This is a genomic window from Mycobacterium sp. (genome assembly GCF_019243155.1).
Taxonomy (GTDB): Bacteria; Actinomycetota; Actinomycetes; order Mycobacteriales; family Mycobacteriaceae; genus Mycobacterium.
On the sequence record NZ_JAFAUS010000332.1, the window covers coordinates 1 to 11376 of the forward strand.

Sequence of the window (11376 nt, forward strand, 5' to 3'; positions counted from 1 at the left end):
GACCATCGGTGCGGAAACCACCATCGCCGACCTGCTCGAACAGCTGCAGACCGCCTACACGAACACCCTCGATCACCAGCATTTAGCGCTGAATGAGATCCATCGTGTAACGGGACACGACCAATTATTCGACACTATGTTCGTGTACGAAAACTATCCGATCGATACCGCGGGACTATCTGGCATCGACGAGCTAACCATAAATGGTTTCAGCAACCGGGAATACAACCATTACCCGCTTTCGGTTCAAGCCGTGCCCGGCCACGAGATAGGCCTTCGCGTCGAATTCGATCATGACGTGTTCGCCGCGGCCCAAATCGAAAAGCTGGTTGAGCGGTTCCGGCGCGTGCTGGTCGCCATGACCGCAGATGTCGAGGAGCAATCATGACCGTCGGCGCGGGACGGCGATTGTTGTCGATCGATCTACTCGACCGAGAGTGCGACGTCCTGCTGCACGTGGCGGGAAATTCGCAGACGACCTCGCCGGCCGCCCGCGTGTTAGCGGACCAGCCCGCCGCCGGGAATGTTACCGAGATCAGGCATCGGCGCGCGACAACACGACTCCGTGATAGCTATACACGCCCGTGAGATGTGACCCCGGCAGCGGGCTGGCCTTCGGTGCTGTTATGACATCACCCCCTTAATACCGGTGCTAGACAACGAAACTGGACGGAGGACTCCGCTGAACGGCACGCATTAATCGCACCGGCATCCGCCACCACGCGACTACAACGTGCCAAGACCAACCGGCTGACCAGGGCCGAGGAAGAGCGCACCCGGTGGCCGGTGGTGCCGGTTGCCGACTGCGGGTGCTCAACTGCTCCACCAGTGCACACAGAATGGCGTCGACTTCGGCGAACAGTTCGATCACCTCCGTATCGAGCAGCATCCGATCCAAAGTGCGCTCGATTAATCTGTGACCGTTCACCGGCGCCGGGGCGCAACCTGGCGGGCCCGCTGCCGCACTCAACGTCAGCATCTGACCGGCCGATCAGGCGTTGATGACCTGCTGACGGTTCGCGCTGTCAGCCCGATCCCCGTGCTCTACGTTGATCTTTCGCGGCTTGGCCCGCTCCGCTACCGGGATCCGCAAGCGCAATACGCCCGCGCGGTAGGAAGCCTCGATGCGCTCGGTGTCGAGGTTGTCGCCGAGCACCAGTTGTCGGCTGAACACCCCCCGCGGCCGTTCCGTGGCCAGCATTTCCCGACCCGGATCGACATCCGGGCGTTGCGCCCGTACGGTCACCACGTTGCGCTCGATGTCCAGGTCCAGCGACTGCTCATCTACGCCAGGCAGATCGAATTCGACGACGAACTGCTCACCCTCGCGCCAGGCGTCCATTGGCATTACCGCTGGACGCGCGGCGGTTCCTGATACCTGCTGGCTGAAGCGGTCCAGATCCCGGAACGGGTCGCTACGCACCAACATGGTTGCCACCTCCACACTCCAATCCTGTTCTAGGTTGACATATAAACTATGCCAAGTGGCACAGTTTTTATATATCTCAGCTATGCTCTAATGGCAATAGCCCAGCACAGATTTTTTCGACAGCGCCTCACGGAAGCCCAAGCCGACTCATGACAGACCGCCCCCGCAACGCCGGTCCGGCATCCGGGCATGCCGTTTACGCCATCTCGGTCGCAGCCGAATTATCCTGAGCGGCAATCCAATCCATCCGACTGTGGGAACGACGCGGACTGCTCAACCCACAACGCACAGCTGGCGGGACGCGACGTTACAGCGCCAACGACCTGAACCGCATTGCCCGCATCGCCGCCCTCGTCAGTGCCGGCGTCAACACTGCCGGCATCACCCGCATCCTTGACCTCGAAGACGACAACACCGCTCTGCGAGCGGACCAACGCGCTGAACGCGGCAGCCAATCGGTGCCCGAAGATTACGATGCGGACCGACGCGGCGGGTCCTACGTGCAGCAACGGTAACGGCCGGCGGCCACCGGCGTCATTGTCGGCGCCTCATCACGGGGTACATGAGGACGTCAGTGTGTTCCCGGAGATCACGAACAGAGATTCGCTTGGATCGACAGCGATACCGCGCGAGATCTCCTGCAGCACAGACTGTCTCATCCGCGCCGCAGTGGCTTCGAGGGGCCGTCGCATCGCAGCGCCCTGATAAAAGCCGCCGCGTCAAAGCGAGGCGGCTGAGCGAGAAGCTGGGCCGTCTCGGTTCACTGGCTGTCGCCGGCGGTTTCCCGAAAAGCGGCGGTGATCTCAACAACTCTCGGGTCGGCGCGTAGCTGCTCGAGTGTCTTAGGTAGCGGGAGCCGCCAGTTCGGATACTCGTCGACCGTCCCGGGCAAGTTCGGCTGTCGCGGCTCGGCGAGCACGTCGTAGGGTGAAATGAGCTTCAGCCGACTCGGCGTCGCCGCCAGCAAGCGGTGCATGGCAACGATCACGGTCGCCTCGTCCGGCTCGGAAGGCTGCAACGGCAGCAGCTTCTCGGAACGCAGCAGTGCCAGCCACTCGGCCCGTTCGGTCTCGGCAGTCGCCCGCTCGGCCGGCGCGTCATTGAGCAGACCGAGATCTGCCCGCGCGCGCACGTGCTCACCGCGCAAGAACCCCGCCGCGGTAGGCAGGTCGTGCGTGGAAAGACTGGCGGCCGCACGCGACGGCCACCGCGCTGGAGAAAGTAGCGGCTCACCCAGTGCGGTCTCGTCTCGGGTGAACCAGGAGACCGCGCACCCCAACATCCCGTTATCCGCCAATGCCTGAGTCACTTCCGGCTCGACCGTTCCCAGATCCTCACCCACCACGATCGCCTTGGCCCGATGGGCTTCCAACGCCAGCACCGCCAGCATGACGTCTGCGTCGTAGTGCACGTACGTGCCGCGGTCAGGGCCGTCACCCGGCGGGATCCACCACAGCCGCCACAGGCCGGCGACATGGTCGATCCGCAGACCGTCAGCGTGAGATACCACCGCGCGGAGCATGTCGCGCAGCGCGGCGTAGCCGGTCGCGGCGAGACGATCGGGTCGCCAGGGAGGAAGCCCCCAGTCCTGTCCCCGCGGAGTGAAGTTGTCCGGCGGCGCGCCCACGCTCACCCCGGTGGCGAGCACGTCGGCCAGCGCCCAGGCGTCGGCGCCGTCCGCGTCGACTCCAACGGCGAGGTCATGCAACACACCCAGCACCATCCCGGCGTCTCTGGCGGCCTCGCGCACGGTGATCAGCTGCTCAGCACAGCGCCGCTGCACCCACGCGTGAAACGCCACCCTCGGCGCCAAGGCGCGACGGGCCTCGGCCACGGCAGGTCCGGCGACATTGTGCAGCGGCAGCGGCCAGCGGCTCCACCGGCCGCCGTACCGCTCGGCGAGCGCACAGTAGGTGGCAAAGTCGCGCAACGCCGTGGAGTCAGTCGAATCGCCGAGCGGACAGGGCCGACCCTCGCTGCGCCACAACAACTCCAGCGCCGCGCGTTTGGCCGCCCACACCAGGTCGTAGTCGACCTGCTCGGTGCTCGCGGAGACGCGCAGCGCATCAACCTCCGCGCGGGTATCGGGGTGGGCCCGACGGTAGGTGTCGAGGTCCTCGATACGCAGTGCCAGTGGATTTGCGAAACGTCGGCTCGACGGCGTGTAGGGGGATGGCTGCACTGGATGTGTGGGCCCGGGCGCGTGCAGCGGGTTGAGTAGAACCGCACCTGCCCCGTGCTCAGCGGCGGTCCAGTTCACGAACTGGCGCAGATCGCCGAGATCACCAATGCCCCACGAACGCGCCGACCGCAACGCGTAAAGCTGCAGCATCCAGCCCCAGGTGGCGGGCGGTGACGGTACCTGCGGCGGGGCAGCCACCAGCGTGGCCTCCTGACCGTCTCGAGTATGTAGCTGATACCAGCCCGGCGGCAGGTGCCCGGGGAACTCGTCGCGCACATCGGCGCAATTGCCGTCGTCGCCGATCAACTGCGCGGCCCCGGGCACCGGCTGGGAACGCCCGTTGACGCGCACCGCCAGGGTGGGTGCCACGACGCCCGCCCGTTCGCGTTCAGCGAGCTTGGCCAACTCTCGGCGCCGGTGCGCGTCGCTGCCGGCTTCGACCTCGAGTAGCCCCAGGACCCGGATCACCACGTCGGCGTCGACCTCAACAGGCTCCCGCCGTTCGTTGCGGTACGAGGTAGCGACGCCGTGCGCGACCGCCAGCCGGCGAAGGTCATCCGGTACGGGTTTCGGGTCCGCCATTACGGCGTCCGCACCAGCGCGACGGCACAACCAGCGGCGGATGGTTTTGGCAAGAGAAGAGGGCACCGCGACGGGCGCCAGCGTGAACACATGAATTAGGTATACCCAGGCTGTTTCTGCTCACACCGGGCCTGGATTCTGCCGGCGACATGGTCTAACTCGAAATCTGCTGGCTTGCCCACTGATTGGGCTCTGGCCGCAGCGAAACAACGATGCACTGCAGATCCGCGCATCCCGACTGTTTCTGGCGGCCGTAGGCGTCTCGCCTCGTCGGAGACAGACACATTTCAGCGGGAGCGAATCTCAGCGTGGCGACCCGGGAACGCCAGATGCCTTCCTGCGGACCATATCTTCAAAGAGATCAGCTGTCTTCATGATGCTTTCAGTGGGTGTAGTCATCCGGGCAGCGAGCTTGCGGGCGCGGACGGCATAGGACGGAGCGAGGATGCGACGCAAGTCCCTGACCAGCGAATCACTGTTGGCTGCCGAAAAGCGCCGAGCTGTACCGACCTTGAGCCGTTTGACCTGAGCGCCCCAGTACGGTTGATCGGCCGAGCTCCACAGGATCAGTGCAGGAATCCCCGCGCGCAGGCCCGCGGCTGTCGTGCCCGATCCGCCATGATGGACGACCGCGCGGCAGGAAGGGAAGATCGCCGCGTAGTTCGCCGCACCGATTACCTTGAGGTGGCTGGGATGTGACAGATCGGTGAAGTCGGTGCCCCCGAAGCAGATCAGCCCCCGCTCGCTCAACTCCGCGCAAGCTATGCTGATCATTTCGACGGTGGCGGCAGGTGATTCGACCGGGATACTGCCGGTTGCAAAGCAAATCGGGGGCGGTCCCGCGGCAATCCACGCTGCGACATCTTCGTCAGCTTTAGTCGTCATCTCCATCGTCAGCGCACCGACAAACGGGCGCAAATGGCTGAATTCCGCCCATTCGGCCGCCAACCCCGTAAACAACATGCTGTCGTAGGCCTGAATTTCCAGCAGTGCGCGTTCTGCATTTCGCCGCTCCGAACGGCGTGTCGCTTTGGGCAGGCCCAACTGAGAACGTTGAGCGTCTTCGACCTTCCTGGTAGAGCGCCAGAACAGCCACTCCAGGGCAGCCATCCCCGAGCGGAGCAACGGCGCAGGTAGCGCCGGAACGAGTTGACCGTTGGCACGCATCGGGAAATGATGCAGCGCGGCAAGTGGAATGTCGTAATGCTCAGCGACGTTCGCGGCGGCCTGCTCGAAGTTCAGGGCCGTTGACAGCAGGTCTGCATCGCGAGCAAGGGACAGCAGCGCTGTGCCCACATCGTTCCAATACCGGATGATGGGTTCCCACCCACCGAGGACCGCCTTGACCGGATTGCGGAAGAAGTCGCGCCACATGTTCCGGAGAAACTCCTCGTCGTGGAATTCCCGGACCTCGGGTCCGTACGGGAGCGCTGTAAGTCCAGTCGATTCGGCGAAGCCGACTTGTTCGGGCGGGACGGCGATACGAACTTCGTGCCCCCTCCGCACCAGTTCGTGACCCACGGCAGCAGACGGCTCGATGTCGCCGCGGGTTCCGTAACACGCCAGGACAAACTTCATGGCGGATCCTTGCTTTACAGGTGCCGTGCGTCGGCCAGAAGAATACCCGACATGGTCGGTAAATCCCCCGACGACGGGGCACTACTCACGACCGATTCGAGCCAACTCAAAAAGGGCCCAAACGATTTCGAATCCCCGATGCTTTCGCTTCGAACGGCACTATCGGCGAACTAAGGCGTCGCGCGTAAACCGCCAGAACTAATGGCTCCGGCGTGCGCGTTCAGATGCTTGAGCGCCGCTTCGGCGCCGTTCCAACCGGGGATGCCGGTAACCCCGGGTCCGGGGTGGGTGCACTGCCCGCACAGGTAGAGCCCGTCGACCGGGGTGGCGAACTTGTCGGCTCCTTCGACGACGCGGCCGGTCCACAGCTGGTTGGGCTGCAGCAGCCCGTGCGAGTAGTCGCCGGCGTGCGCGCTGAAGGTGCTGCCGAAGTAGCGGTTGGAGAACACCACACGGTTGGTGACGGAGTCGGCGAATCCGGGTGCGTAGGTGTCGAAGATCTTCACGCAGGTGTCGGCGTATTGCTCTTTCCAGCTTCGGTTTTCGTCGGCGTCCAGTCCGGTGGGGAAGTAGGGGGTGAAAATGGTTGCGCTGTGCTTGCCTTCGGGCGCCAGCGACGAGTCGACCATGCTGGGTATGTACAGATAGGTCGGCGGGGCGTCGGGAAGCTGACCCTTTCGGTACTGCTCCCAGGCGTCGCTGATGTATTCCGGTGAGGGCGCATACGCGATCGTGGGACACCATTGCCCGTTGTCCTGCATGTAAGGCTGCAGGCGGTCGATCCATTGGGGCGCTTGGTCAATGGTGAGATGCGCCTGGATGTATCCGAGGTTGAAGTTGATCTCTTTGATCTTGCGGACGTAGTCGGCCGGAAAGTGTTCTGGCCCGGCCAGATTGACGAATGTGGTGTAGGGGTCCAGTGACGACAACACGGCATCGGCGGAAATCGTTGTGCCGTCCCGCAGTTCGACTCCGGTGGCGCGTCCGTCGCTGACCAGGATCCGCTTGACGTGCTGCTTCATCTGCACCTCGGCGCCCATCGACTCGGCGCGCCGGCACAATGCCGTGCTCAGCGAGCCGATGCCCCCTCGCGGCATTATGTATTCGACGTTGCCGCCGCCGATCAGGTAGTGGTACAGCGTCGACGCGTTCGAGCCCGGCGTCCACGGGCCACCGTCGAAAGCATCGATGGACATCGCCGCCAAAGAGCCTTGGATGCAACGTCCTTGGTCAGGCGCCAGGAAGCGGCGAACCGTGTCCATCGTGCTGCCGTACCACATCTGGGCGAAATCGTGGCGGTCCTGCGGCGTGGGCTGCGACGCGATCACCTCGATGATGTCCAACGGTGGGCCAAAAGCCGAGTCGACGAAATAGGGCGCGAACCGGCCGAGGTGCGCGAAGAGACCGCCAAGCGCGGTGGCGGTTTCGGCCCCGTGGTCATCGATCAGGTGGCGGCCCATGCGCTCGAGGTCGTTGTACGTCACGAACGGGACGTCCTCGGCGGCACCGAAGGTGCATGTCGACGTCCACTGATCCATCAGCTCGAAGCCCCACTTGGTCAGCTCCAGGCGATCGGTCATCTCCTGTCGCCAGATCAGCACCGCCCACGCGCCGACGCTGTGTTTGTATCCGTCGAACAGCTCACGGGTCGCGGCCATGCCGCCCAGGAAATGTGCCCGTTCCAGGACAAGGACTTTCGCACCGTTCTTCGCCAGCACGTTCGCCGCGACCAGACCGTTGTGACCCGCCCCGATGACGATTGCGTCGTAGTCGGACATGCTGACCCCTTCGCTGGAAGATCCGTCGGCTGAACGCACAATGTCACACCTGACATTGTTGCGTCAATGGTGACATTTGGTGTGTGCTGGTCGGGTGGATTCTCGTAGAGAGCGGACGCGGCAGGCGCTACTGCAGGCCGCCATGAAGCGCTTCGTTGCCGACGGCGTGCATCAGACCAGCGTCGCCGACATCGTCGCCGACGTCGGCGTCACCGAGCGGACCTTCTACCGTCATTTCCCGTCGAAGCATGCGGTGATCTTCGCCGACTACGACATCGGATTCGAGTGGTTCGCTCGCGCGCTGGCGCTGCGACCGCACGGTGAACCCATCACGGCGTCAGTCCGAAAAGCCGTGGACGCCTTCCCTTTTGACTTCCGCATGGTCCGGGAAGCGGCGACCATCCGGTCGCGCGACCTGGACCACGACATCATCACCAGCCACATTCGCCGGATGCGCGATCAGGTCGCCGATGAGATCGGCCGCTTCATCCACGAACGGTCCAAGCCGACCGCCGATGGGGCGATGGTGGCCGACATCGCCGCGCACAGCCTGGCCACGGCGGTGTTCGCGTCGCTGGAGGCGTGGATGAGTACGGGCGGCGACGATATCGACGAACTGAGTCGCCTCACCGATGTCGCCCTCAGCGCTCTCGAGGACGGCCTCACCCACACGCTGCGTCAGCTGGGGCTGGATTAGCTTGACGGAAAATACTTTTCGGTGGGCAGCAGGCCAATCATCGTTTCGATGAGCTGCTCGGGGTTGGTCTGCCACTTGTCCCAGATGAAATGGCCGCTCCCCTCGAAACTTGCCGCGCCGTGGGCGATGGTCAGCAGTAGCGCTCCGTAGTGGCGGGCCTGCCGCGGGCCGACGATGCGCGCGACGAAGTCGAGGAACAGGTCTTGCGTGCGCTCGGCGGCTTGCGCCGCCGCGGTCGGATCGCCCGCCGGCGTAGTGAACATGAGGCGGTACACATGGGGCCGGGTGCGGCCGATGGCGACCAGCGAAAGCAGCGCGGCACGAAGTGACTGCTCCGGGAGAGCGTCGCCGGCGGCAATGCACTCCAGCCTGTCGCCAAGTTGCGTCATTGCCTTCGTGGCGAGGGCCGTCAGCAGGGTGTCCTTGTTCGTGAAGTGGCGATACGGCGCCGAACGCGACACGCCGGCCCGGGCGCCTACTTCGCGCAGCGTCACGGCATCCGGCCCGCCGGTGTCGAGCAGCGCATCGGCGGCTTCCAGTAACGACTGGCGGGTCACCGCAGCTGCCTCTGATCGCGTCACCACCGGAAGCAGCATAGGCCGCCCTCCTTTGAGTTGACAACGTCAACCGAACTATTCTAGGTTGAGATGACAGTGTCAACTGAATTGGGGATCTAATGACTGCATCGAATACACCGAACCGCCGCGAGCTGGTCGTCGTGTCCGGCGCCTCGACCGGCATGGGCGCGGCCACCGCGAAAGAGCTGGCGCACAGGGGCTTTCACGTGCTAGCCGGGGTCCGCCGCGAGGTCGACGCCGATGCGCTGCGGGCCGACGGGATCGAGCCGCACATTCTGGACGTCACGGTCGACGCGCACGTGGCCGGGATCGCCGACCGGATCGCCAGTGATCCGCACGGCCGGCCGCTGCGTGGATTGGTGAACAACGCCGGGATCTCGGTCAACGCGCCGGTCGAAACGCTGCCAATTGCCGAGTGGCGCCAGGTATTCGAGGTGAACCTGTTCGGCCACGTCGCCATGACGCGGGCGCTGCTGCCAGCCTTGCGGCGAAGCGGGGGCACTGTCGTCAACATCAGTTCGGTGGGCGGCAAGGTGGTGCTGCCGACCTACGGGGCGTACGCAGGATCCAAGTTCGCCCTCGAAGCGGTCAGCGATTCCCTGCGCCGTGAGCTCGGGGGTCAGGGGATCAAGGTCGTCGTCGTCGAACCCGGCGCGGTCAAAACCGAGATGTCGGATCGGGGCATCGCCAATGCCGAGCGGTTGCGGGCCGCTATGGCCACCGATGACCTCGAGCGTTATGGCGATCTGGTGGCGGCCGTTTCGGAGCAGGCTCGATCGTTCGGCAGGGACGGTGTTTCCGCCGAGGCCGCCGCGAAAGTGATTGCCAGGGTGGCCACCGCATCGCGTCCGCGCACCCGCTACACCGTCGGACGCGACGCGGCGATCCTGGTGCGGTTGGCCCGCGTGCTGCCCGATCGTGCCCTCGACCGCGTGGTGCGACTGAGTCTTCGGTCAAGCTTCAAATCGACTGCATCTGTCGGAAAGTAGTTGCTGCGCAGCGCTTCCGAGTGCTCACGATTCAGCCCGGTGGCCGCGGGTATTCGCAGGGATATGACCGAGGTGGGAACAGGACTGGCGATTTACTTTGTCCGAAGGGGTTCGGACAAACCGTTGCTGTTGGTGCACGGGCTCGGATCCAGTTTGGCGTAACTGGGAACCCGTGCTGCCGATGCTCGCGGCTCAGCGCGACGTGATCCCGCTAGACCCCGGAGGATTCTGGATGGATCGGCAGATGCGGATCTTCGGCCACACGGTGGGCGCGTCGATCGGGCTGGTACGACACATCCAGCCGCCGCCGCCCGTGCTCACCCACAGCAAAATTGGCCGCACCTCTTTGCTGCTGCAGTTTTCGGCCAGACCCTGGCGGTTGCCGCCCGAACTCGTCCTGCAGGAATTGCGCAATTTCGCCCCGTGCCACGCCGCTGGACGAAGCCTGGACGCACACTGGTTCGACGACTGCGGCCATTTTCCGCATCGGAGGCAACGGCCGGCCCAGCTCATACTGCTGGCGACGTAGCAAACGGCGCGACACGCCAACACAATCTGTTGTGTTGCCCCTGCTTGTCGCACCCCAGGGGTAGTGTTTGTGGTCCAAGTAACGGCAAACAGTCCGGCAGCCGTATGGCGTGTGAAGTGGGGTTCTAGTGTCCGAAAACATGAAGCTGATTGACCGCGTTTCGGCGATCAACTGGAACCGGCTGCAGGACGAGAAGGACGCCGAGGTCTGGGACCGGTTGACCGGAAACTTCTGGCTGCCCGAGAAGGTCCCGGTGTCCAACGATCTGCCGTCGTGGGGCACTCTGACGGCTCACGAAAAGCAGATGACCATGCGGGTTTTCACGGGCCTGACACTGCTCGACACCATCCAGGGCACGGTCGGGGCGGTCAGCCTGATTCCCGACGCGCTGACCCCGCACGAGGAAGCCGTCTACACCAACATCGCCTTCATGGAGTCGGTGCACGCGCGCAGCTACAGCAACATCTTCTCCACGCTGTGCTCGACCGCCGAGATCGACGACGCGTTCCGCTGGTCGGAGGAAAACCCCAACCTGCAGCGCAAAGCCGAGATCGTGATGCAGTACTACAAGGGCGACGAGCCGCTGAAACGCAAGGTGGCTTCCACGCTGCTGGAGAGCTTCCTCTTCTACTCCGGGTTTTACCTGCCGATGTACTGGTCGAGTCGGGCCAAGCTGACCAACACCGCGGACATGATCCGGCTGATCATCCGCGACGAAGCCGTGCACGGTTACTACATCGGCTACAAGTACCAGCGCGGCCTGGCGCTGGTCGATGACGCCACGCGCGCCGAGCTGAAGGATTACACCTACGAACTGCTCTTCGAGCTCTACGACAACGAGGTGGAGTACACCCAGGATCTCTACGACGAGGTCGGGCTCACCGAGGACGTCAAGAAGTTCCTGCGCTACAACGCGAACAAGGCGTTGATGAACCTCGGCTACGAAGCGCTGTTCCCACGCGACGAGACCGATGTCAATCCGGCGATCCTGTCGGCACTTTCCCCGAACGCCGATGAGAACCACGACTTCTTCT

General features: G+C 64.1%; 11 protein-coding genes. 6 read left to right on the forward strand and 5 right to left on the reverse strand.

The window, feature by feature from the left end; all coding sequences use genetic code 11:
* On the forward strand, window positions 1-388 hold a 388-nt coding region (locus JOZ00_RS16940), incomplete at its 5' end, for a condensation domain-containing protein (protein ID WP_293345558.1).
* A 603-nt stretch (window positions 389-991) separates the two neighbouring features.
* Here JOZ00_RS16940 and JOZ00_RS16945 read toward each other — a convergent pair.
* Window positions 992-1429 (reverse strand): Hsp20 family protein, encoded by a 438-nt coding sequence (locus JOZ00_RS16945; RefSeq protein ID WP_293345560.1) that lies wholly within the window; start codon window positions 1427-1429, stop codon window positions 992-994.
* A 236-nt stretch (window positions 1430-1665) separates the two neighbouring features.
* Here JOZ00_RS16945 and JOZ00_RS16950 point away from each other — a divergent pair, with 236 nt between their 5' ends.
* On the forward strand, window positions 1666-1944 hold the full coding sequence (locus tag JOZ00_RS16950; RefSeq protein ID WP_293345578.1) for a MerR family transcriptional regulator: 279 nt from the start codon (window positions 1666-1668) through the stop codon (window positions 1942-1944).
* A 245-nt stretch (window positions 1945-2189) separates the two neighbouring features.
* Here the strand turns inward: JOZ00_RS16950 and malQ are convergent, their stop codons facing one another.
* The 3 genes from malQ to JOZ00_RS16965 form a co-directional block, all read right to left on the reverse strand.
* The gene (gene malQ, locus JOZ00_RS16955) at window positions 2190-4193 is read right to left on the reverse strand and encodes a 4-alpha-glucanotransferase (protein ID WP_293345562.1); all 2004 of its coding nucleotides are present in this window, start codon (window positions 4191-4193) and stop codon (window positions 2190-2192) included.
* A 303-nt stretch (window positions 4194-4496) separates the two neighbouring features.
* A complete protein-coding gene (locus tag JOZ00_RS16960; protein ID WP_293345564.1) occupies window positions 4497-5771 on the reverse strand; it encodes a glycosyltransferase in 1275 nt (424 codons plus the stop codon).
* A 170-nt stretch (window positions 5772-5941) separates the two neighbouring features.
* Window positions 5942-7549 carry an NAD(P)/FAD-dependent oxidoreductase gene (locus JOZ00_RS16965; protein ID WP_293345566.1) on the reverse strand — a complete coding sequence of 536 codons (1608 nt, stop codon included), beginning with the start codon at window positions 7547-7549 and terminating at the stop codon, window positions 5942-5944.
* Window positions 7550-7643: 94 nt separating this feature from the next.
* Here JOZ00_RS16965 and JOZ00_RS16970 point away from each other — a divergent pair, with 94 nt between their 5' ends.
* Window positions 7644-8246: a TetR/AcrR family transcriptional regulator gene (locus JOZ00_RS16970; protein WP_293345568.1), complete on the forward strand. Its 603-nt coding sequence runs from the start codon at window positions 7644-7646 to the stop codon at window positions 8244-8246.
* Here the strand turns inward: JOZ00_RS16970 and JOZ00_RS16975 are convergent.
* Window positions 8243-8842, reverse strand: a complete 600-nt coding sequence (locus JOZ00_RS16975; RefSeq protein WP_293345570.1) for a TetR/AcrR family transcriptional regulator — start codon at window positions 8840-8842, stop codon at window positions 8243-8245. The two genes, JOZ00_RS16970 and JOZ00_RS16975, sit on opposite strands and share 4 nt — an antisense overlap.
* Before the next feature lie 80 nt (window positions 8843-8922).
* On the opposite strand from JOZ00_RS16975, the gene JOZ00_RS16980 reads away from it, so the two are divergent.
* The 3 genes from JOZ00_RS16980 to nrdF all read left to right on the forward strand — a co-directional run.
* Window positions 8923-9813, forward strand: coding sequence for an SDR family oxidoreductase (locus JOZ00_RS16980; protein WP_293345572.1), 891 nt, complete (start codon window positions 8923-8925; stop codon window positions 9811-9813).
* Between the two features lie 232 nt (window positions 9814-10045).
* A complete protein-coding gene (locus tag JOZ00_RS16985) occupies window positions 10046-10342 on the forward strand; it encodes a hypothetical protein (protein ID WP_293345574.1) in 297 nt (98 codons plus the stop codon).
* A gap of 127 nt (window positions 10343-10469) precedes the next feature.
* The coding region (nrdF, locus tag JOZ00_RS16990; protein WP_293345576.1) for a class 1b ribonucleoside-diphosphate reductase subunit beta at window positions 10470-11376 on the forward strand (907 nt) is incomplete at its 3' end.

Coding starts and splice junctions, on each gene's coding strand:
- JOZ00_RS16960 (WP_293345564.1), bottom strand. CDS start 5,771: ATGAAGTTTGTCCTGGCGTGTTACGGAACCCGCGGCGACATCGAGCCG.
- malQ (WP_293345562.1), bottom strand. CDS start 4,193: ATGGCGGACCCGAAACCCGTACCGGATGACCTTCGCCGGCTGGCGGTC.
- JOZ00_RS16965 (WP_293345566.1), bottom strand. CDS start 7,549: ATGTCCGACTACGACGCAATCGTCATCGGGGCGGGTCACAACGGTCTG.
- JOZ00_RS16945 (WP_293345560.1), bottom strand. CDS start 1,429: ATGTTGGTGCGTAGCGACCCGTTCCGGGATCTGGACCGCTTCAGCCAG.
- JOZ00_RS16980 (WP_293345572.1), top strand. CDS start 8,923: ATGACTGCATCGAATACACCGAACCGCCGCGAGCTGGTCGTCGTGTCC.
- JOZ00_RS16985 (WP_293345574.1), top strand. CDS start 10,046: ATGGATCGGCAGATGCGGATCTTCGGCCACACGGTGGGCGCGTCGATC.
- JOZ00_RS16975 (WP_293345570.1), bottom strand. CDS start 8,842: ATGCTGCTTCCGGTGGTGACGCGATCAGAGGCAGCTGCGGTGACCCGC.